Source organism: Anaeromyxobacter sp. K (assembly GCF_000020805.1).
Taxonomy (GTDB): domain Bacteria; phylum Myxococcota; class Myxococcia; order Myxococcales; family Anaeromyxobacteraceae; genus Anaeromyxobacter; species Anaeromyxobacter dehalogenans.
Map to the genome: position 1 here is coordinate 1,943,100 of NC_011145.1, position 20,010 is coordinate 1,963,109.

At 74.2% G+C, this 20,010-nt stretch carries 19 protein-coding genes; 7 read left to right on the top strand and 12 right to left on the bottom strand.

The features are described from left to right. Positions 1-13: 13 nt before the first annotated feature. Positions 14-424: a hypothetical protein gene (locus ANAEK_RS08595; RefSeq protein WP_012525762.1), complete on the bottom strand. Its 411-nt coding sequence runs from the start codon at positions 422-424 to the stop codon at positions 14-16. A gap of 57 nt (positions 425-481) precedes the next feature. Between ANAEK_RS08595 and ANAEK_RS08600 the strand changes: the two genes are divergently transcribed. Beyond that, entirely contained in the window at positions 482-1,330 is an 849-nt protein-coding gene (locus ANAEK_RS08600; RefSeq protein ID WP_012525763.1) for a putative RNA methyltransferase, read from the top strand. Between the two features lie 33 nt (positions 1,331-1,363). On the opposite strand, the gene ANAEK_RS08605 is transcribed toward ANAEK_RS08600, so the two are convergent. The 3 genes from ANAEK_RS08605 to ANAEK_RS08615 all read right to left on the bottom strand — a co-directional run bounded on the left by ANAEK_RS08605 (position 1,364) and on the right by ANAEK_RS08615 (position 4,522). Then, positions 1,364-2,251, bottom strand: a complete 888-nt coding sequence (locus ANAEK_RS08605) for a hypothetical protein (RefSeq protein ID WP_012525764.1) — start codon at positions 2,249-2,251, stop codon at positions 1,364-1,366. Positions 2,252-2,354: 103 nt separating this feature from the next. Next, positions 2,355-3,587, bottom strand: coding sequence for a DUF4032 domain-containing protein (locus ANAEK_RS08610; RefSeq protein ID WP_012525765.1), 1,233 nt, complete (start codon positions 3,585-3,587; stop codon positions 2,355-2,357). Continuing rightward, positions 3,584-4,522 (bottom strand): ketopantoate reductase family protein, encoded by a 939-nt coding sequence (locus ANAEK_RS08615; protein WP_012525766.1) that lies wholly within the window; start codon positions 4,520-4,522, stop codon positions 3,584-3,586. The genes ANAEK_RS08610 and ANAEK_RS08615 overlap by 4 nt, the downstream gene beginning before the upstream one ends. Positions 4,523-4,612: 90 nt before the next feature. Here ANAEK_RS08615 and ANAEK_RS08620 point away from each other — a divergent pair, with 90 nt between their 5' ends. Further along, complete coding sequence (locus tag ANAEK_RS08620) at positions 4,613-5,068, top strand: thioesterase domain-containing protein (RefSeq protein ID WP_012525767.1); 456 nt, start codon at positions 4,613-4,615, stop codon at positions 5,066-5,068. 235 nt (positions 5,069-5,303) lie between these two features. Here the strand turns inward: ANAEK_RS08620 and ANAEK_RS08625 are convergent, their stop codons facing one another. Then, positions 5,304-6,950, bottom strand: coding sequence for an ABC-F family ATP-binding cassette domain-containing protein (locus ANAEK_RS08625; RefSeq protein WP_012525768.1), 1,647 nt, complete (start codon positions 6,948-6,950; stop codon positions 5,304-5,306). An 83-nt stretch (positions 6,951-7,033) separates the two neighbouring features. On the opposite strand from ANAEK_RS08625, the gene ANAEK_RS08630 reads away from it, so the two are divergent. Together ANAEK_RS08630 and ANAEK_RS08635 are read left to right on the top strand one after the other, a co-directional pair. After that, positions 7,034-7,813 (top strand): HipA family kinase, encoded by a 780-nt coding sequence (locus ANAEK_RS08630; RefSeq protein ID WP_012525769.1) that lies wholly within the window; start codon positions 7,034-7,036, stop codon positions 7,811-7,813. Continuing rightward, positions 7,791-8,201, top strand: coding sequence for a DUF3037 domain-containing protein (locus ANAEK_RS08635; protein WP_012525770.1), 411 nt, complete (start codon positions 7,791-7,793; stop codon positions 8,199-8,201). Before ANAEK_RS08630 ends, ANAEK_RS08635 begins: the two co-directional genes overlap by 23 nt. A 26-nt stretch (positions 8,202-8,227) precedes the next feature. On the opposite strand, the gene ANAEK_RS08640 is transcribed toward ANAEK_RS08635, so the two are convergent. Next, positions 8,228-8,953, bottom strand: a complete 726-nt coding sequence (locus ANAEK_RS08640) for a DNA-3-methyladenine glycosylase I (protein ID WP_012525771.1) — start codon at positions 8,951-8,953, stop codon at positions 8,228-8,230. A 364-nt stretch (positions 8,954-9,317) separates the two neighbouring features. On the opposite strand from ANAEK_RS08640, the gene ANAEK_RS08645 reads away from it, so the two are divergent. Then, the gene (locus ANAEK_RS08645) at positions 9,318-10,679 is read left to right on the top strand and encodes an NAD(P)/FAD-dependent oxidoreductase (RefSeq protein ID WP_012525772.1); all 1,362 of its coding nucleotides are present in this window, start codon (positions 9,318-9,320) and stop codon (positions 10,677-10,679) included. Between the two features lie 85 nt (positions 10,680-10,764). Here ANAEK_RS08645 and ANAEK_RS08650 read toward each other — a convergent pair whose 3' ends face one another. From ANAEK_RS08650 to ANAEK_RS08665, 4 genes are all read right to left on the bottom strand, one after another. Beyond that, positions 10,765-12,108 carry an anaerobic C4-dicarboxylate transporter gene (locus ANAEK_RS08650; RefSeq protein WP_012525773.1) on the bottom strand — a complete coding sequence of 448 codons (1,344 nt, stop codon included), beginning with the start codon at positions 12,106-12,108 and terminating at the stop codon, positions 10,765-10,767. 251 nt (positions 12,109-12,359) lie between these two features. Beyond that, positions 12,360-13,775: a sigma-54 dependent transcriptional regulator gene (locus ANAEK_RS08655; protein ID WP_012525774.1), complete on the bottom strand. Its 1,416-nt coding sequence runs from the start codon at positions 13,773-13,775 to the stop codon at positions 12,360-12,362. Continuing rightward, on the bottom strand, positions 13,772-15,454 hold the full coding sequence (locus ANAEK_RS08660; protein WP_012525775.1) for a transporter substrate-binding domain-containing protein: 1,683 nt from the start codon (positions 15,452-15,454) through the stop codon (positions 13,772-13,774). Before ANAEK_RS08660 ends, ANAEK_RS08655 begins: the two co-directional genes overlap by 4 nt. A 176-nt stretch (positions 15,455-15,630) precedes the next feature. Beyond that, positions 15,631-16,020: a hypothetical protein gene (locus tag ANAEK_RS08665; protein ID WP_012525776.1), complete on the bottom strand. Its 390-nt coding sequence runs from the start codon at positions 16,018-16,020 to the stop codon at positions 15,631-15,633. 295 nt (positions 16,021-16,315) lie between these two features. Here ANAEK_RS08665 and ANAEK_RS08670 point away from each other — a divergent pair, with 295 nt between their 5' ends. Further along, positions 16,316-18,085, top strand: coding sequence for a hypothetical protein (locus ANAEK_RS08670; protein ID WP_012525777.1), 1,770 nt, complete (start codon positions 16,316-16,318; stop codon positions 18,083-18,085). A 173-nt stretch (positions 18,086-18,258) separates the two neighbouring features. Continuing rightward, a complete protein-coding gene (locus ANAEK_RS08675) occupies positions 18,259-18,792 on the top strand; it encodes a hypothetical protein (protein ID WP_012525778.1) in 534 nt (177 codons plus the stop codon). A gap of 22 nt (positions 18,793-18,814) precedes the next feature. On the opposite strand, the gene ANAEK_RS08680 is transcribed toward ANAEK_RS08675, so the two are convergent. Beyond that, positions 18,815-19,207 carry a hypothetical protein gene (locus tag ANAEK_RS08680; protein WP_012525779.1) on the bottom strand — a complete coding sequence of 131 codons (393 nt, stop codon included), beginning with the start codon at positions 19,205-19,207 and terminating at the stop codon, positions 18,815-18,817. Positions 19,208-19,347: 140 nt separating this feature from the next. Further along, the gene (locus ANAEK_RS08685) at positions 19,348-19,839 is read right to left on the bottom strand and encodes a membrane protein (protein WP_012525780.1); all 492 of its coding nucleotides are present in this window, start codon (positions 19,837-19,839) and stop codon (positions 19,348-19,350) included. Positions 19,840-20,010 lie beyond the last annotated feature (171 nt).

Here is a 20,010-nt window from a genome sequence, read left to right on the forward strand (position 1 = left end):
GAACCGCGCGCCCTCACGGCGCAGTGCGCGGCGACGCTTCGTTCGGCGGCGGCGCCACCGTTCCCGTGGCGGGCGACACGCCGGCGCGCACCGGCGGCACCTGGCCCGCACCCTCCTTCTCGCGCGTCATGCCTCGGACCGACACCGGCACGCACCGCATCCCGCCGCCCGGTGCCTCCTGGCACACCTGCTCCGCGGCTGCGGCCTCGCACATGCCGTTCACGGGGTTGCACACCGTGCCGCCGGTGCACGTCGCATAGCAGCCGCCTCCGGCGCGCTGACCTGCAGCGACCCCGAGCGCGAGCGTCGTGTTCACGGCGGCGGCCCCGAGCGTGTACGGCGCGGACGAGGTGCAGGCCGCGATGCTCGCGGCGGCGGTGAGGAGCGCGACGAGGCCGATGGCGAGGCGCGACGCGAGACGCATGCGAGAAGCGTAGCGCGTCGCGGCGCAGAGGTGGGATTCGCGTATCATCCCCGGCCGGTGCTTCCCGAGGTCCTTCGACACCTACGCTGCCCGGTCTGCAGGGCGCCGCTCGCCGCCCTTCCCGGCGCCCTGCGCTGTCCGGCCGGGCACGCGTTCGATCTCGCACGCCAGGGCTACGTGAACCTGCTTCGCGGACGCTCACCGGGAACCGGCGACGACGCTGGCATGGTGGCGGCCCGCGAGACCTTCCTCGGCGCCGGGCACTTCGCCCCGCTGAGCGCCGCGCTCGCTCGGGCAGCCGAGGCGCACGCCGGGCCCGAAGGCCTCGTCGTGGAGGTCGGCGCGGGAACGGGGCACCACCTGCGCGCCGTGCTCGAGGCGCTCCCGGATCGCTACGGCCTCGCGCTGGATCTCTCCCGCCACGCCGCGAGGCGCGCCGCGCGGGCACACCCGCGCCTCGCCGCCGTCGTCGCCGACGCCTGGGAGCCGCTGCCGGTCGCGGATGCCTGCGCCGCGCTGGTGCTCGACGTCTTCGCGCCGCGGAACGCCGCCGAGTTTCGGCGCGTGCTCGTGCCGGGAGGATCGCTGCTGCTCGTCACCCCCGCACCCGCGCACCTCGCCGAGCTGCGCGAACCGCTCGGGCTGCTCGAGGTCGATCCAGACAAGGCACGCCGGGTATCCGAGGCGCTCGAGGGCCACTTCGCGCTCGCGTTCTCGGAGTCGCTCGCCTGGACGCTCTCCCTCGCGCGGGCCGACGTCCTCGCCGTCGCCGGCATGGGACCATCGGCCCACCACACCTCGCCGGACGTCCTCGCCGCGCGCGTCGCCGTGCTCGACGAGCCGGTGCGCGTGACCGCCGCCGTTCAGGTGCAGGTGTACCGGCCCTCGTCGGCGAGCGCCGCTTGACGGGTACGATGACGGCGTGTGCTGATCCGTGCGCTAGGAAGGGGCCTCGCAGCGCACGCCGTGCATGACGCGGAGCAGGTACGTGCCGGCTGGGAACAGCGCGTCGCGTATCCCCGCGCTGAAGCGCGCTCGCGCCTCGCGGTAGGCGCTCTGGAACGACCGCAGGCGGGCGAGCGCCTCCATCCGCCTCCACCGATCGCGCGCGGCGACCCGCGGGCTCAGGTTGCGGCGCGGCTCGTGGGTCCTGGGCGAGGTGGTCGGGTCCTGCGCGAGTACGCGCCGGATCCCCAGGAAACCGCGCCCGCTGGACGCGATGGACGCGCGCGCCTTCTCTTCCGACGCCGCGAGCTCCGCCTCGACGCGTGTGCGGTACTCGTCCGCGGTGAAGCCTGGCGGCGGGGTGAGCGTGAGCTGGGCCGCCTCCGGCATGGGGCCCTCGGTGCGGAAGAATGCGGGTCGCTCGAAGACCACCGGCGTTCCCACGTGCTCAGGCGCCAGCCACAGGCCCGGCCACTCGCGCCCCGAACGCACGAGCCCGGCCTTCACCGGGTTGGCGAGCGCGTACGCCGTTTCCCCCACGATGCTCTCGGCGGTCTCGAGCTGGACGGCGCTGTAGCTGGAGGGGGCCCACAACGACTCCCACCGCCCGAGCGACGCGTTGAGCGCGCGAGCGACCAGTGACCAGAGGTACTGCGAGAACTCGGGGAGGCGCGCCTCGGGATCGGTGAGCACGAGGTGCACGTGGCTCGACATCACGACGCACGTGTGGACGAGGATGCCGGTTCGTTTCGCGGCGACTGCGAGGACGTAGCCGAACAGGGTGTTGGTTTCGGGTGACGGGCGGAGCAGGAACTGGCGTTGCGTGCAGCGGCGCGTCACGAAGTACGTCTTCCCGGGGCAGATCTGGCGGGGCGCGGTCATGGTGGGTTGCCCATGGCACCGGGCGTGCCACGTCCAAAGCACGTCCTGACGCGCCTTTCGGCGCGGCGAACGGTCCGCGCGACGGACCTGCGTGCGAGAAAAACTACTCTGGGTCGGGATGAGGAGGAGAAGGAGGACGAGCGGCGCCAGGCGGGAAGCGCCGCAGCCAATCCTCCAGGGCGGCGTCGAAGCCGACGTCGCGGCGGGCGCGCTCGGACAGGTACCACTTGTGCTCCAGCAGCTGGCAGTACAGCTCCGCGGGATCGCTGCCTGGGCGCGGGGCGAGCTTGCGGATCGCCGGCAGCCAGCGCTCGTTGAGCCAGCGGTACGCGGCGACCGCGAGCGCGACGCTCCGGTTCTCGCGCCGCACCAGCGTGGCGCGCAGCTCCTGGATCTCGTTCACCATGAGCGCGGCCTGCCGGTCCTCCGCCACGAGCCCGGTGAGCGCGTGCAGGAGGTCGCGGTGGTAATCGCGGTCGGTCACCACCGCCCGCATGCGGAGGCGGCTGCCGTCGCCGGTCGGCTCCAGCTTCACCTCTCCCACGGTGAACCCCAGCGCGTTGAGCGAACGGATGCGCTCGTGGATGCGCCAGCTCTCGCCGGCGGAGATGAGCTCCTCGCGCGTGATCTCGCCCCACAGCCGCTCGTACCGGCCGCGCAGCGCGGCGCCGGTCTCGTACAGCCAGGGCGGCGGAGCGACGCCCAGCATGGCGGCGACGTCGAGGAGGTCGCCGGTGACGTTCTCCTCCAGGATCTCGATGTCGTGCCGCCGCTGGCCGTCGGAGAGGGGGTCGTGCATCTCGGCGGTCTCGGCGTCGACGAGGTACGCGCGCAGCTCGCCCGCGTCCCTGCGGAACAGCGTGTTCGAGAGCGAGCAGTCGCCCCAGTAGAAGCCGCCGAGGTGGAGCCGCACCAGCAGCCCCGCGATCGCGTCGAGCAGGCGCGCCCGGTACGTCTCCAGGCCGGCGTTCTCGAACAGGGTGCGAAAGGGCAAGGATCGGTCGAGAAACCGCGTGATGAGCACGCTCGCGTCGCCCTCGCCGGTGCGAACGTGGGCGTGTCCCGCGGCGACGACCGCCGGGAGCTCGCGGTCCTCGAGCCAGCGCAGCGCGCCGTACTCCCGCTCGCCCAGCGCCGGCGGCAGCTCCTTCACGACGTACAGCGCCCGATCGTACTGGAGGAACAGCACGTCGTGCCGCGAGACGCCGCGCGTGACCTCGACGATGCGCGCGCAGCGCTCGCCCCAGCGCGCCAGCGGGAGATCCCATGGCAGGTCGAGGAAGTCCGGGTGGCCGGGCCGGACCTGCAGGCCGACGAGCCCGGGGCCCGCGGTCATGCGACGCCCCCGGCCGCGCGTGCGGCCGCCATCGCGTCGAGCGCCGCGATGGCCTGGCCCAGGAACGCGTTCGTGGGGGTCGCGACCGCGTGCCGGCGGCCGAGCTCGACCACCGCACCCGCGAAGATCTCCACCTCCGTCTTCCGGCCCGCCTCCACGTCCTGCAGCATCGACGTCTTCCCCGTGGGCGCGAGCCCGGCGATGACCGGGAAGATCCGCTCCACGTCCTCGGCCACCAACCCCACGCCTTCGTGCCGCGAGACCGCGACCACCTCGAGCGCCGCCCGGCGGGCGAGCGCGCGGACCTCCTCGAGCCGGAACGCGCCGTAGGGCGCGCGCAGCAGCGCCGAGACCTGGTTCACGCCCACGTTCAGCATGAACTTCCACCACTGCTCGCGCCGGATGTCCGCGGCGACCTGGCACGGGATGCCGGCCCGGTCGAGGAGGTGCTTCACCGTGAGGACGCGCGGGTCGGCCGGGTCGTTCGAGGGCGCGCCGAACACCAGCCGGCCGATGTTCTGGTAGCGGACGTGCGTCCCCTCGCGCACCACGTCGTTGCCGACGAGGAACGCCGGGAGCACCTTGTCGGCGCCGTACGCGTCGGCGAGCGTCGCCTCGCTGGAGATCCCGTTCAGCAGCGACATGACGATCGTGCGCGGACCGACGGCACGGCGGGCGTCCTCGACTGCGGCCGTGAGGTCGCCGTGCTTCACGCCGACGAGGAGGAGATCCGCCGGGGTCAGCGCCGACGGCGCGGCCACGCGCGGCGAGAACCGTCGCCCGTTGACGGTGAGCCCCTCACGCTCCAGTCGCTCGCGGCGCGCACCGTCCGCCACCACCGTCACGCACGCTGGATCCATGGCGTCCAGCCGCTCGACCGCGGCCGCGCCCACCGCCCCCACGCCACACACCACCACGCTCTCGATGCTCCGCATGCGTGCATCGTAACCGCGGAGCGCGGCCCGCGCGGCGCAACCCGCACGGAAGCACGGCACCGCGCGGCCTCGCGCGGTATCCAACCCGGCATGCGCCACGACGAGATCACCGCCTACCTCCACGCGCACATTCCCCTCACGCAGGCGCTGGGCGCGCGGGTGGAGGCGTGGGACGGAAGCGCGATCCGGCTCTCGGCCCCGCTCGCGCCCAACCTGAACCACCGCGGCACCGCGTTCGGCGGCAGCCTGTCGGCGCTCGCCATCCTCGCCGGATGGGCCATCCTGCACCTCGCGTTGCGCGAGCGCGGCCTAGAGGTGCGGCTCGTGATCCAGCGGAGCGCGCTCGACTTCCTGGAGCCGATCGAGGGCGACTTCACCGCCTCGGCCCGGCTCCCGCCCCCGGCGCAGTGGGAGCGGTTCCTCGCCACGCTCGCCCGCCACTCCCGCGCCCGCATCACCGTCGAGGGCGAGGTGGCCAGCGGCGGCCGCGCCGGCGGCCGCCACGAGGGCGTCTACGTCGCCTTGCGGGGGGCCGATCCGGGCTAGTCATCGGTGGCGGCCCGACCCTGCCGGCCCCGACCCAGAGTCATCGTTCCTATCGTTCCTCCTGACCCAGAGTCATTTCTTCGCCCCGATCGGAGGCTCCTGACCGAGAGTCATTTCTTCGCCCCGATCGGGCGGCGAACGTGTCGCGGGTCGTGAACCAATCCCGAGTGGCTTCGCGCGCTTCCAGCGCGAGCGCCGGAGTCGGCAAATGACTCTGGGTTCGGGGTAGGGCGGGCTAGGCTCGCGCGGCGCGGCCGGGGGCGGCCCGCAGCCCGGGGGCCTCCCGGCCGGTCCGGGCGACGTACTCGGTGTACCCGCCCCCGTACGGGACGGGGCCATCGGGCCCGAGCTCCAGGACGCGGTTCGAGAGGGACGCCAGGAACCGGCGGTCGTGCGAGACGAACAGGAGCGTTCCCTCGTAGCCGGCGAGCGCCCGCACGAGCATCTCGCGGGTGGCGGCGTCGAGGTGGTTCGTGGGCTCGTCGAGCACGAGGAAGTTGGGCGGGTCGTAGAGCAGCGTCGCGAGCACGAGGCGCGCCTTCTCGCCGCCGGAGAGCACCTTGCAGCGCTTCTCGATCTCGTCGCCGGAGAACCCGAAGCAGCCGGCCAGCGTCCGGAGCGATCCGACCGACGCGCGCGGGAACGCCCGCTGCAGCGCGTCCCACACCGTCTCCTCCGCGCGCAGCAGCTCCATGGCGTGCTGCGCGAAGTACCCCATCTTCACGCTGCCGCCGACGGTCACCGACCCGGCGTCGGGCGTGGACTCCCCGGCCACCATCCGCAGCAGCGTGGACTTGCCGGCGCCGTTCGCACCCAGCACGCACCAGCGCTCGCCGCGCCGCACCAGGAAGTCGAGCCCGCCGTACACGGTGCGCTCGCCGTACCGCTTCACCACGCCCGCCAGCTTCGCCACGTCCTCCCCGGATCGCGGCGGCGCCCGGAACTCGAAGTCGACGGTGCGCCGCACCTTGGGCGGCTCGACCTTCTCGATCTTGTCGAGCTTCTTCACCCGCGACTGCACCTGCGCGGCGTGCGAGGCGCGCGCCTTGAACCGCTCGATGAACGCGAGCTCCTTCTTCAGCATCGCCTGCTGCCGGTCGAACGCGGCCTGCTGGTGCTGGTCGGCGACGGCCCGCTCGCGCTCGTACAGGTCGTAGTCGCCGGAGTAGGTGGTGAGCGTGCCGGCGTCGATCTCGATGATCTTCCCGACCACGCGGTTCATGAACTCGCGGTCGTGCGAGGTCATGAGGATGGCTCCCTCGTAGCCGCGCAGGAACTCCTCCAGCCAGATGATCGACTCGAGGTCGAGGTGGTTGGAGGGCTCGTCGAGGAGCATGGCGTCGGGCCGCATGAGCAGGATGCGCGCCAGCGCCACGCGCATCTTCCACCCGCCGGAGAGCGCGCCGACGTCGCCGTCCATCATCTCCTGCGTGAAGCCGAGGCCGGCCAGGATCTCCCGCGCCCGGGCCTCGAGCGCGTACCCGCCCAGCTCGTCGAAGCGCGCCTGCACGTGGCCGAAGCGCTCGACCAGCGCCTCCAGCTCGTCCGCCCGCTCCGGATCCGCGAGCGCCTGCTCGAGCCCGTGCAGCTCTGCGGCCACCTCGGACACGGGGCCGGCGCCGTCCATGGTCTCGGCGAGCGCGGTCCGGCCGGACATCTCGCCGACGTCCTGCGAGAAGTGACCCACGGTCACGCCGCGGTCGATGGAGACCTGGCCCTCGTCGGGCGCCTCCTCGCGCGTGATCAGGCGGAACAGGGTGGACTTGCCGGCGCCGTTCGGGCCGACGAGGCCGACCTTCTCGCCGCGGTGGACCACGGCGGAGGCCTCCACGAACAGGAGCTGGTTGCCGTGCTGCTTGGAGATGGCGTCGAGGCGGATCACGAGGGGCGCGTTCTCGCACGCCCAACGCCTCGGTTCAAGCCGGCACGTCGACGGCGCCCGGGCCCTGCGCTACGGTGCCGGCCATGAGGACGGTGGTCGCGACCCGCTACGTCACCCCCTTGCGCGAGGGCGGCTCCCTGCCGGCCATCGTCGAGGGCGACGACGACGGCATGTACGTCGTGAAGTTCCGCGGGGCAGGGCAGGGGCCGAAGGCGCTGGTGGCCGAGGTGGTCGCGGGCGGGCTGGCCCAGGCGGCCGGGCTGCGCGTGCCGGAGCGCGTCCGCGTGCTGATCGATCCGGCGCTCGGCCGCAACGAGCCGGACGGCGAGATCCGCGACCTGCTCAAGGCGAGCGCGGGCGAGAACCTGGGCCTCGACTACCTGCCCGGTAGCCTGACGTTCGACCCGGTGGCCGATCCGCCGCCGTCGCCTGCGGAGGCGTCTGAGGTGGTGTGGTTCGACGCGCTGGTGACGAACGTGGATCGCACCGTGCGCAATCCGAACCTGCTCCGCTGGCACCGCCGGATGTGGCTCATCGACCACGGCGCGGCGCTCTACTTCCACCACGACTGGGACCGCGCCGCCGATCCGGCGCGCGCGCCGTTCCCGATGGTCGGCCAGCACGTGCTCCTGCCGTTCGCGGGCGAGCTGGCCGCAGCGGGCGAGCGCCTCGCGCCGCGCCTCGCGGGCGGCGCCATCGCCGGCGCGCTGGAGGAGGTGCCGGACGCGTGGCTCGAGGGCGACCCGCGCTTCGCGACCCCGGCCGCGCACCGCGCCGCGTACGTCGATCACCTGTCGCGTCGGCTGGCCGCGGCGCCCGCGTTCGTCGAGGAGGCCGAGCGTGCCCGCGCGAAGCTCGTTTGACTACGCGGTGGTCCGCGTCGTCCCGCGCGTCGAGCGGGAGGAGTTCGTGAACGCGGGCGTGGTCCTGTTCTGCCTGGAGCGCGGGTTCCTGGGCGCGCGGGTGGAGCTGGACCGCGCGCGCGTGACGGCGCTCTGCCCGCACGCCGACCTGGACGCGATCGCCGCCCATCTCGAGGCCATCCCGCGCATCTGCGCGGGAGGCTCGGGTGCCGGACCCATCGGCGCGCTCTCGGTGCGGGAGCGCTTCCACTGGCTGACCGCACCTCGCAGCACCATGGTGCAGCTCTCGCCGGTCCACTCCGGCCTGTGCGACGACCCGGACCGCGCGCTCGAGCGGCTCTTCCAGCGGCTGGTGCGTCCGCCCGCGCCCGCCCAGGATCCTCGATAGCGGCAGCGCCCCGCGGGCGACCCGGGCTAGCGGCGCCCCCGCGCGGCGGCCCGGGCTCGTGCGCGCGGCGCTGGCTCGGGCTCCGCTGACGCCCCGTCGACGACGACCGGCCGCTCGAACCCGCGCCGCGCCCGCTCGACGCGGCCGCGCACGGCGCAGCCCTCCACGTGGTCGTTCACGAGCCCCATGGCCTGCATGAACGCGTAGCAGGTGGTCGGCCCGACGAACGCCCAGCCGCGCCGCTTCAGGTCGCGCGACAGCGCCTTCGACTCCGTGGTGACCGGCTGCGCCCGGAGCGCCGCCCAGGTGATCCGCTCCGGCCGCGAGGCCTTCGGCGGCTCGAATTGCCAGAAGTAGGCCGCGAGGGATCCGGCCTCGGCGGCGAGCTCGCAGGCGCGCCGCGCGTTGTTGAGCGTCGCCTCGATCTTGCCGCGGTGGCGCACGATGCCGGCGTCCCCGAGCAGGCGCGCGACGTCGCGGGCGCCGAAGCGGGCCACCTTCTCGAACTCGAAGCCGGCGAACGCGGCCCGGAACGCCTCGCGCTTGCGCAGGATGGTGAGCCAGGACAGGCCGGACTGGAAGCCCTCCAGGCACAGCTTCTCGAACAGCCGGCGATCGTCCGCGACGGGGAGGCCCCACTCCTCGTCGTGGTAGCGGACGTAGTCCGCGGCCGAGAGTCCCCAGGCGCAGCGGGCCCGGCCGTCGGGGCCCGTGCCGAGGCCGTCGTCGAGCGCGTGGGCGTGCTGGGGCATCGGGGTCCTCCCGCGCCGGTGGTCCGGCGCCGTGTGCGCGGAACCTGCCGGCCGGCGGGGGCGGCGTCAAGGCGCCGGGCAGGGACCCGATGGTGGCTCCGGGGCCGGGGAGCGCGGGGAAAATGACTCTGGGTCGGAAACGGGGAGCCGGGCGGGGGGCGGGAAACGACTCTGGGTCGGGGGAGGAAGGAAACGACTCTGGGTCGGGGAGGAGGGACGGCCGGGGACGGCCGGCGACGCGGCAAATGACTCTGGGTCGGGGAGCGGCGGGCCGGGCGGCGGCCGCGTGTCGCACGGGCGGGGCGCGGCGCGCCCCCCGGGGCGGGGCGGGCCGGTGTATACAGGCCGCGGGCAAGGAGGCGGCGTGGATCCGCAGCAGGAGAAGGCGCAGCAGACGCCGCACGTGGTGATCGTGGGCGGGGGGTTCGCCGGGCTGTACGCGGCGCGCGAGCTGGCGGGCGCGCCGGTCCGCATCACGCTGGTGGACCGCCGCAACCACCACCTCTTCCAGCCGCTCCTGTACCAGGTGGCCACGGCCGCGCTGAGCCCCGCCGACATCGCCGAGCCCATCCGCCACGTCCTCTCGCGCCAGCGGAACGTCCGGACGCTGCTCGCCGAGGCGGCGGCGGTGGAGCCGGCGCAGCGCCGCCTGCGGCTCGCCGACGGCTACGCGCTCGACTACGACTTCCTGGTGGTCGCGGCGGGCGCGACGCACTCCTACTTCGGCCACGACGAGTGGGCCCGCTTCGCGCCGGGCCTGAAGACGCTGGAGGACGCGCTCGAGATCCGCCGCCGGGTGCTCACCGCCTTCGAGCGCGCCGAGGCGGATCCGGATCGCCAGCGCCGGGAGGCGCTCCTCACGTTCGTGGTGGTGGGCGGCGGACCGACCGGCGTGGAGCTGGCCGGGGCGCTCGCCGAGATCGCGCGCTTCACCGTCCCGCGCGACTTCCGCACCGTGTCCACCGAGCGCGCGCGCGTGATCCTCATCGAGGGCAGCGAGCGGGTCCTGCCGGCGTTGCCCCCGAGCCTCTCGGCGGCGGCGCAGCGCGATCTGGAGCGGCTCGGCGTGCAGGTGTGGACCGGCAAGCGGGTGACCGGGATCGACCCGCGCGGCGTGCAGGTGGGCGAGGAGCGGGTGGCGGCGCGCACGGTGCTCTGGGCGGCGGGCGTGGCCGGCGCGCCGCTGGCGCGGACGCTGGGCGTGCCGCTCGACCCGGCCGGCCGCGTGCCGGTGAGCCCGGACCTGACGGTGCCCGGCCACGAGGAGATCTACGTCGTGGGCGACCTGGCGCTCGCGCGCGACAAGCACGGCGCCGCCATCCCGGGCGTCGCCCCGGCGGCGATCCAGCAGGGCCGCCACGCCGGGCGCAACCTGCTCGCGACGCTGCGCGGCCGGCCGCGCACGCCGTTCGTCTACTTCGACAAGGGCGTGATGGCCACGGTGGGGCGCGGGCGCGCGGTGGCCGGCTTCTGGCGCATCCGCATCAGCGGCTACCTGGCCTGGCTCGCGTGGCTGTTCATCCACATCTGGTTCCTCATCGACTTCCGGAACCGCGCCTCGGTGCTGTTCCAGTGGTTCTGGCACTACCTCACGTTCAAGCGCGGCGCGCGGCTCATCCTGGAGACGCCGGAGGAGATCCGCTTCCGCGCCGTGGCCGGCGTGGCCCCACCGGACGTGGACGCCTGGCCGCCGAACGAGAGCGACGCGGAGCGGCCCCGGGATTGAGCCGGCGCGGCGCCCGGAACGCCGAGGCCGGCGGCGCGCCCGTGCGCGCACCGCCGGCCCCGTTGCGCGCCCGCGGCGCAGCCCTTCAGAACGCGAGCCGCGAGAGCGCGTACGCGACGACCGTGGAGGTCCCCACGCCGATGAAGCCGGGGATCATGAAGCTGTGGTTGAGCAGGTACTTGCCGATGTGCGTGGTGCCGGTCCGGTCCATGTTGATGGCGGCGAGATCCGACGGGTAGAAGCAGAAGAAGAAGTACGCGTAGCTCGCCGGCATCAGGCCGAGCAGCAGCGTCGCGGGCAGCCCGAGCGCGAGGCCGAACGGCAGCATGATGGTGAGCGTGGCGGCCTGGCTCTTCACGAACGCCGACACGCAGAACATGGCGACGGCGAACGTCCACGGCGCCACCTGCACCATCGCCTGGATCTTCTCGATCAGGAACGGCTTGTTCGCGGTGACGAAGGTGTCGCTCATCCAGGCGATGCCGAAGATGGACACCACCGCGATCATGCCGGCGGTGAACACGCTCGAGCGGGCCACCTCGGCGGCCTTCACCTTCGCGGTGAACAGGATGAACGCGCCGAACGCCAGCATCACGATCTGCACCACCGTGGTCATGGCCACGGGCTTCCCGCCGTTCACGAGCGGGATGAGCCCGAGGTGCAGGAAGTCCTGGTCGAGCGCGAGCACCACGATGGTGGCGACGCCGGTGAAGAACAGCAGCACCGAGAGCCTGGCGGCGCGGGGGAGCTGCTTGTCGAGGGTGGTGACCGAGACGTCGAGCGACTTGCGGAACTCGGGGTCCTCGAGCTTCTTCAGGAACTCCGGGTCGGAGTACAGGTCCCTGCCGCGGTTCATGCTCCACAGCGCGGCGGCGAGGACGCCCACCACGCCCGCGGGGATGGTGATCTTGAGGATGTCGTAGAGCGAGAGCGGCTGGCCCGCCTTGGCGGAGAACGCGAGGAAGGTGGTGACCGCCGCGGCCACCGGGCTCGCGGTGATGCCCATCTGCGAGGCGACGCTCGAGATCGCCATGGGCCGCTCCGGCCGCGTCTTCGTCTTCAGCGCGACGTCGGCGATCACCGGCAGCAGCGCGTACACCGCGTGCCCGGTGCCCACCGCCATGGTCAGGAAGAACGTGCAGAACGGCGCCAGGATCGTCACGTACTTCGGGTGCGCCCGCAGCAGCTTCTCGGCGAGCTGCACCAGGTAGTCGAGCCCGCCTGCCACCTGCAGCGTGGCGGAGGTGGTGACCACCGCCAGGATGATGAGCATGACGGCGATGGGCGGCTCCGACGGCGCCGCGCGGAACAGGAACACCAGCACGGCGACGCCCAGGCCGCCGATCATCCCGAGCGCCACGCCGCCGCGGCGGATGCCGAGCAGGATGGCGCCGAGCACGAGGGCGAACTGGATCCAGAACATGAGCATGTGTGGCCTCCGCCCGCGTCCTTGAGCACGGGCGGTGCCACGCCGCCGGGCGCGGCAACGTCGCGGGATCGCTGGGCCGCGTGCGCTGCCGGCGCGGGGAAGGGGTATGAGCGGGCTCCTGCGGTCCCGGGCGGCCGCGCCCGAACCCCGCGTCCGGCCGCCGGATTCGTCGCGGCATGCGCCGGCTCATGCGCATGAGCCCGCTCATGCCCGTTCCCGGGCGCAACCGGATGCCGCGGCGGTGCGCGCGGTCACTCGCGCGCGGCCTTGAGCCGCTTCGAGAGCGCCGACTGGGTGATGCCGAGCGTGCGCGCCGCGATGGTCTGGCTGCCGCCGGCGCGCGAGAGCGCCTCCTCGACCAGCAGCTCGACCGCGTCGTGGATGGTGGGCAGGTGCTCCACGCCGGCGAACGGGTTGCGGTCGGGGAGGGCCCCGGGCGTTGGCGCCGCCGCGCCGCCGCGGGCCATGGCCTTCACGAACGCGTCCATGGAGAGCACGCGCTCACGGTGCAGGCTCACCGCGTCGAGCACCATCGAGCGCAGCTCGCGCACGTTGCCGGGGAACGCGTAGCTGCCGAGCAGCGGCACGAGCTCCCGGGGCGGGGTGGGCCGCTTCTTCCCGAGCTCGCGCGCCGCCTCGGCGAGGAAGTGGTCGAGCAGGAGCGGGAGGTCGCCGCGGCGCTCGCGCAGCGGCGGGATGCGCACCTGGTGGGTGGCGAGCCGGTAGTAGAGGTCCCGGCGGAACGTGCCCGCCGCCTGCCGCGCCGCGAGGTCGTGGTGCGTCGCGACGATCACCCGCGCCAGCAGCCGCTTCGGCCGGTCGCTGCCGAGCGGGAAGTACTCGCCCTCCTGCAGCAGCCGGAGCAGCTTCACCTGCGACGCCTGCGAGAGGTCGCCGATCTCGTCGAGGAACAGCGTCCCCTCGGCCGCCTCCTCCACCATGCCCCGGCGCGCCTGCTCGGCGCCGGTGAACGCGCCGCGGGCGTGCCCGAACAGCGTGTCGGCGAACACCGTGTCGTCGAGCCCGGCCACGTTCACCGCCACGAGCGGCCCGCGCCGGCCCGACACCTGGTGCGCGGCGCGCGCCACGAGCTCCTTGCCCGACCCGCTCTCGCCCTGCACGTGCAACGGCTGCGGGCTGCGCGCCACCGCCTCCACGTAGGAGAAGATCGCCAGCATGGCGCGGTCCTGGGTGACGAGCCCGGCGAAGGCCTCCGGGTGCCGGAGGTCGCCGGAGAGGAACCGGCTCGCCATCTCGCGGTTCTCGCGCTGCAGCTCGAGCAGCCGGATGGCGCGCAGCACGCCGCCGACCAGCCGGTCCTCCTCGGCGGTCTTCACGTAGTAGTCGAGCGCGCCGGCCTTCACGCAGCGCACCGCCGTCTCGACCTGGTTCATGCCGCTGATGACGATCACCGCGACCTCGGGCCGCTCCGCGGCGAGCCGCTCGAGCAGCGCCTCGCCGGAGAGGTGGGGCATGTTGAGGTCGAGCAGCACCAGGCCCACCGGCTCGCGCGCCAGGAGCTCCGGGACCTCGCGCGGGTCCTGCGTGGCGAGCACGTGGTCCACCCCGGCGCGCTGCAGCGCCACGCGCATGGAGCGCAGCCAGGCCGCCTCGTCGTCCACCAGCAGCACGGCGAAGGAGGGGTAGGTGGACGCGGGCTCGCTCATGGGATCCCCTGGGGGCCGGCGTCGGGTGCGGCCGGGAGCGTGACGGTGGCGGTGGTGCCCGCGCCGGGCGCGGAGCGGAACTCGAGCGTCCCTCCGTGCTCCTTCACGATCCCGGACGACACCGAGAGGCCGAGACCCGTCCCGCCGCTGTCGCGCTTGGTGGTGAAGAACGGGTCGGTGAGGCGCGGCAGGTGCTCGGGCGGGATCCCCACGCCCTCGTCCCGGACCTCGCAGATCACCACGCCTCGGGCGCCGTCGGCGCGGGTCGAGACGCGCACGGCGCGGTCGGGCGAGGGCAGCGCCTGGCAGGCGTTCAGCACCAGGTTCACGATCACCTGCTCGATGCGCTGCGCGCTCCCCACCACCGGCGGCAGCGCGCCGTCGAGGGCCAGCTCGAACCGCGTGGTCGCCTTGCGAATGGGGTTCTCCACCAGCCGCACCGCCGCCCGCACCACCTCGTCGAGGTCGAGCGGCGCGCGCGCGGGGGCGTCCTCCCGCCGCGCGAAGTCCTTCAGGTCCTCGACGATGCGCCGGATGCGCCGCGCCCCGTCCAGCATCTCGTCGAGCATGCGCGGCACCTCCTCGCGCGCGGTCGCGAAGGGCAGCCCGCCGAGCCGCGGGGGCGCGCCGTCCGGCCGGTCGCGGTCGAGCGCCTCCAGCGCGTCGAGGTACACGTCCTTCAGCGCCGGCATGTTGAGCAGGATGAAGCCGTTCGGGTTGTTGATCTCGTGGGCCACGCCGGAGACCAGCACGCCCAGCGCCGCCATCTTGTCGGCCTGGACGAGCTGGGCCTGGTTGAGCCGCAGCTCCTCCACCGCCGCCGCGAGCGAGGCGGTGCGCTCGGCCACCTCCCGCTGGAGCTGGCGCGACCAGAGCACCGTGCCGCCCAGCACGAGCAGCAGCGGCACGAACACCACCGCGCCGTACTGGAAGAACTTCCCCCAGGAGACGGGCTGCGGCTCGAGCACGCCCAGCCAGCGCTGCCGCAGCGCCTCGTAGCGCCGGGTCTGCTTCAGGATGGCGAGCCCCTCGTCGAAGCGGGACCGGAGCGCCGCGTCGCCCTTGCGGACCGCGTAGCCGTAGCGCTGCGAGGCCACGCTGTGCGCCACCTGGTCGAGGTTGGTGAGCTTCAGCTCGCGGATGATGAACGTGCCGGGCAGCGCCGCCACCACCGCGTACTCGCCCTGGCCGGACGCGAGCAGCCGCAGCGCGTCCGCCGGCGTGTCGGTGCGCAGCAGGCGGTCGCCCATGCCCAGGCTGGTGAGCTGGTCGTCCATGATCCCGTCGCGGTGGACCGCCACCGCGTGGCCCCGGAGCGCCTCCAGCGACGCCACCGCGGGCGTGCCCTTGCGCGCGAAGATGGCGTGGTTCACCACTAGGTGCGGCGGCGAGAAGTCCACCTCCGCGGCCCGCTGCTCCGACCAGGACATGCCCTGCAGCGCGTCGAGGCGCCCGGCGACGAGCGCGGCGCGCATCTCCGACCACGCGCCGAGGCGGATCTCCACCCGCATCCCCATCACCTCGGCGATGGCGCGGGTCAGCTCGACGTTGAAGCCGGCGGGCTTCCCGTCGCGGTCGAGGAACTCGTAGGGCGGGTAGTCGCGGTCGCCGCCGACCACCACCGTGCGCACCGGCGGCGCGGCGCGGGGCGGCTCGGCGCGGACCACCCCGGCGTTCACCGCGGCGACGACGATCGCCGCGAGCGCCGCGCGGCCGAGCGCGGCGAGGGTGCGCGGGGCGGCGAGCCGGGTCCCGGGGATGGCGTCCTCCTCCCCGTACCGTAGGCCGTCGCGCCCGGGCGCTCAAGCGACGCGCCGCCTCGCACCGGGAGCGGCTGCCGCGCCGCCCGCCCGGGTCAGGGCCGCGCGTGCGCGTGGCGCCGCGCGCGCAGGCGGACGCCGTCGGCCTCGACGCCGTAGTCGGTGAGCGCCGAGACGATCAGGATCCCCACGCCGGACGCGAGGAACAGCCCGTCGGCCGGCGCGGTGAGCAGGCCCAGGAACACGAGCAGCCCGGCCCAGCCGGCCGCCTCGACGGCGCCGTGCGCCCAGAACGGGATCACGCGCAGCGCGCCGGGGGCGTAGCCGGTGAGCAAGGACATCGCGAGGTGCGCGCCGCCGACCGCGTACGCGATCACCGCGGGCCCGGCGGGCAGGCCGAGCACGGACGGCGCCAGGACGAGCACCGCTCCGAGCAGGTAGTCGAGGATGCCGTGGATGGTGGGCGAGATGAGCGGCGCAGTCATGATCGAGCCCTCGTCTCATGACGGTGGACACTCGGTCCGGGCGATGCCCCGCCGCCCGGACGCTCCGGGCGCGTGCGGCCTTCGCGCGGGGCCGGACCGTGCTGCGCCGGCGTCTCGCTGGCCCGGGCCGCGCGGGTCCGCGCGGGCCGCAGGGGGCGTTGGCCACCGGATCGAGGGATCCCACCGTCACTCGAAGTCCGGATTGACGGCTTTTCGATCCTGACCCAAAAGTGCCCGACCTTCCTCTACAATGCCGCCGCGCCGCACCGTCGCGGCCGCACCTTCCGGAGATCCTGTGACCGACACGGAAAAGCGAAACCTGGTCGCGCAGTGGGCATTCGACACCCGGCCCGTGCTCCTCCGCTTCCACCTCTGGCTGGAGGACGTCGAGGTCGAGCGCGCGCAGACCGAGCCGGTCTCCGCGTTCTCCTTCACGCCCCGCGGCATCGCCCGCTGCCTGGCCATGACCTCGGCCGCGACCGCGCTCGGCACGCGGCTGTTCGGCGACTATGGCGGCGGCGCGGGCAAGGACAAGGCCGCCTACAACCAGGTGAAGAAGGGCGCCGACGCGATCAGCGCCTACGTGATGAGCGAGGGGCTCTGGCACCTCACCCGCACGCTCCCCGAGAACCACGCCATCATGGTGTCGCTCGGCGAGGGGCTCATGCCCAAGGCGGGCGAGACGCCGGAGATGGGCGCCAACCCGCTGCTCGGCTTCGGGCGCGTGTACGCCCGGCCCGAGGTGGCGCGGCTGGTGGACCGCGCGGTGCGCCGCCTGCTCAACGACCCCTCGCACTCCTTCGACGACTTCTACGGATGGCTGCAGAAGCGCGGCATCACCGTGTGGGGCGCCGCGGTGGACACGCTCGAGAACACCTCGCGCTTCGCCGAGGGGAAGCCCACCGGGCCGATGGCGGTGTTCCACCTGTTCGACTCGCCGCTGACCATGTCGCGGCCGTACGAGTCGTACATGGGCAGCCTCACCGTGCCGCGGGCGGTGGCGCAGTCGGCCGAGCGCGCCTCGGTGCTGCTCGACTACCGCACGCCGCGCCGCCAGGTGGTCGAGGCGATCGAGGCGACGTACCCGGGCATCCGCCGCGAGAACGTCCACGTGTGGACGCTGCGCGGGAAGAGCCGCGTGGCCCGCCTGGGCAAGCTGTGGGAGGAGTGGAAGTCGCTCGGCGTGGACCTCGTCGAGGACGGCTGGAAGGCGCCGTCCGGCGTGGCGGTGTTCACCGACTCGGGCACCTACGCGCCCACGTTCCTGGTGGGGAGCTGGAAGGACGCCGAGGGCGCGACGCACGTGTTCCTCACCGACGGGTACGCCGCGACCGCGGAGGCGGTGCAGGCGGCCAGCCTCTCGGAGGTGCTCGACGTCGAGACCACCATGGCACCGTTCTCGCCGTCGTTCGAGCTGCCCTGCGACGCCGAGGGGCGGATCATGCAGCTCGATCCGGCCGCGCCGGACTTCGCGCGCCGGCTCACCGAGGTGTTCGGAGGGCGCGAGCTCGAGGTGGGCAAGGTCGAGAGCTACGCCGAGGCCATCCGCGAGGCGGACGCGTCCAACATGCCGCTCGGGCGGCGGGTGCTGCGCGCCGCCGACTTCCTGCCGGAGAAGAGCTGGCGCGTCCTCGCGAGCACCGGGTACATGTGCGACGACCCGTACACCGGCAGCCCGGGCGTCACGAAGGTGCGCGACGGCGTCTACCGGGTCACCACCCGGCTCGCCACGCACAGCGCCTCCGCGCAGATCGCGTTCACGTTCCGGCTGATGGAGCCGCTCGAGCAGGCGCGGCACGTCTTCAGCCCGCTGCTGGTCCGGTTCATGTCCGGGGTGGACCACACGCAGCGCCCGGTGAAGATCTCCGACTCGGGCCGGATCCGGAACGAGCTGCAGACCATGTTCTCCCAGGCGCTCGAGCACGACCGCGAGAAGATCCGCGTCCACTTCGACCGGGTGGACGAGCGGGTGGTGCCGCGCGAGAAGCAGGAGGCGGTCCGCCGCGTGCTCGAGTGGTACAAGGCGAACCACCCGGTCTGGTTCTCCTGGCTCGAGCTGGGCTGAGCGAGCGCTGACGCCACGAGCGGGCGCGGAGGCGCCCGCGGTGCGCTCCGTCACCGCGGCCGCGAAGGCGCTCGCCCCGCTGCGCGCCGCCCCGGCGCCCGCCGCCGCTGCGAAGCCGGCCGCCGCTCCCCACCGTGAGGGAGCGCGGCGGGCTCGCCGCGGGGAGGCGGATCATGACGGCGCGGCGATGGGCGATCGGGGCGGCCATCTCGGCGGGCCTGCTGCTCGCGGCCGGCGCGCGGGCGCAGGGGGAGCGCGCGCAGGAGGACGGGCGCGGGCCCGCGGGCGGGGAGCGGGCGCAACCCGAGGCGCCCCGCAAGGCGAAGGGCGAGCCGACGACGGCGGCGCCGCACGCGACAGGGGGGCAAGCGGCCGCCGGGAGCCAGGCGCCGCGCGCGAAGGGCGGCGAGGCGGCCGGTACGCCCCACGCCCGCAAGGCGGTGCCGCAGCAGCGGAGCGCGCAGGACGTCCGGCGCCCGGTGCACGGGCGGCGGGGCGGCACGGGCGCGGAGCGGCGGACCACTGCGGGCGAGCAGGTAGGCGCCGCGTCCGGCGCGAGCGCCGAGAGCCCGGTCGAGCCACCCGGGCCGCGCACCGGCGGCGAGGAGGACTCGCACGCCGGCGGGGGCACCTCGTCGAGCGGCGACACCGCCACCGGCGGCTGGTCGGGGAGCTCGAACCCCGATCCCACCCAGGACCGGCGCTGAGCGGAGGTTCACGGTCCGTGGATCAGCGCCGGCGCAGCACGGTGCTGGTCCAGCTCGCGCCCTGACGCTCCGGCCCGGTCTCCGGCCTCACCTCGCCGGCCTCGATGGCGCGCGCCAGGTCGGCGCGCTCGGCCGGCGTGAGGTCCGGCGAGACGACCTCCACCAGCCGCACCCCGCCGCGCGGACCGGGCGAGAGCCGCACCACCACGCGCTCCACGCCGGTCAGCGAGCGCTCGTCGAGCGGCAGCGATCGCAGGGCGGGATCCTGGTCCGGGCGGGCGAACGCGGTGCGGCGCTCCGGCAGCGGGCCGGTGGCGGCCGGCGGGCCGGCGCAGGCGAGTGCGAGGGCGAGGAGCAGGGTCGCGCCGGCGGCGGCGCGGCCGGCGGCGGCGAGCCGGACGCGGACGGTGACCATGGCGTGATCCTACACCCGCGGGCCGCGCGGCCGGGCGCCGCGCCCCCGGAACGCCGGGTGCACCCCGAGTGCGCAGCGGCCGGCCGCGGGAGCGCGCGCGGGCCGCGCGTGCCTCCGCCCGCCGCGATGGCGGCGAACGGCTACTCGCGGGCGAGGCCGTTCGCGGTGAGCGCCACCGCGTCGCCGACTCGGAACGGGGCGTAGCCCTGGTACACGTAGCGCTCGACGCCGCCGTCCTCGTAGCGCACGAACACCTCGTAGCTGCGGTACTCCGCGTTCGAGCCCTGGCTGGCCGCCGCGCCGATCATGGCGCCGCCGACCGCGCCCACCACCGCGCCGCCCGCGCTGGCGTGGGTGTGCGCGTAGCCGTAGCGGTCGTAGTGCGTGTGGCCACCGAGCGCGCTGCCGAGCAGGCCGCCGATCACCGCGCCGGCCACCGCGCCGGCGCCGGGGTTGCCCTGCTGCTTCTGGACCACCTCGCGGATCGACTCGACGCGGCCGTAGCGGACCCAGTCGCCGCCCCCGCCGCCGTACGGATCTCCCCAGGTGCGCGTGCTGGTGGTGGTCGTCACGCAGGCCGGGAGGAGCAGGGTCGGGACCAGCGCGAGGGCGAGCAGGGCGGGCTTCTTCATGGAGCGTCTCCGGGCTGGGCCGGCGTGCGGGCGCCGGGCATCCACGCTCCCGGATTTGCATGCGCCGCACCAGCCCCGGGCCGTCCGGCCGATCAATGAAATCGGGCGCTTACCGCCTGCTTTCCCCGACCCAGAGTAATGCGTCGCCCCCGGAGGGCGTGAATCCACGGC

Bases quoted from the DNA above. Each gene is read 5' to 3' on its own strand.
- ANAEK_RS08595 (WP_012525762.1), bottom strand. From the start codon at position 424: ATGCGTCTCGCGTCGCGCCTCGCCATCGGCCTCGTCGCGCTCCTCACC.
- ANAEK_RS08605 (WP_012525764.1), bottom strand. From the start codon at position 2,251: ATGACCGCGCCCCGCCAGATCTGCCCCGGGAAGACGTACTTCGTGACG.
- ANAEK_RS08610 (WP_012525765.1), bottom strand. From the start codon at position 3,587: ATGACCGCGGGCCCCGGGCTCGTCGGCCTGCAGGTCCGGCCCGGCCAC.
- ANAEK_RS08615 (WP_012525766.1), bottom strand. From the start codon at position 4,522: ATGCGGAGCATCGAGAGCGTGGTGGTGTGTGGCGTGGGGGCGGTGGGC.
- ANAEK_RS08620 (WP_012525767.1), top strand. From the start codon at position 4,613: ATGCGCCACGACGAGATCACCGCCTACCTCCACGCGCACATTCCCCTC.
- ANAEK_RS08630 (WP_012525769.1), top strand. From the start codon at position 7,034: ATGAGGACGGTGGTCGCGACCCGCTACGTCACCCCCTTGCGCGAGGGC.
- ANAEK_RS08640 (WP_012525771.1), bottom strand. From the start codon at position 8,953: ATGCCCCAGCACGCCCACGCGCTCGACGACGGCCTCGGCACGGGCCCC.
- ANAEK_RS08650 (WP_012525773.1), bottom strand. From the start codon at position 12,108: ATGCTCATGTTCTGGATCCAGTTCGCCCTCGTGCTCGGCGCCATCCTG.
- ANAEK_RS08655 (WP_012525774.1), bottom strand. From the start codon at position 13,775: ATGAGCGAGCCCGCGTCCACCTACCCCTCCTTCGCCGTGCTGCTGGTG.
- ANAEK_RS08665 (WP_012525776.1), bottom strand. From the start codon at position 16,020: ATGACTGCGCCGCTCATCTCGCCCACCATCCACGGCATCCTCGACTAC.
- ANAEK_RS08675 (WP_012525778.1), top strand. From the start codon at position 18,259: ATGACGGCGCGGCGATGGGCGATCGGGGCGGCCATCTCGGCGGGCCTG.
- ANAEK_RS08680 (WP_012525779.1), bottom strand. From the start codon at position 19,207: ATGGTCACCGTCCGCGTCCGGCTCGCCGCCGCCGGCCGCGCCGCCGCC.
- ANAEK_RS08685 (WP_012525780.1), bottom strand. From the start codon at position 19,839: ATGAAGAAGCCCGCCCTGCTCGCCCTCGCGCTGGTCCCGACCCTGCTC.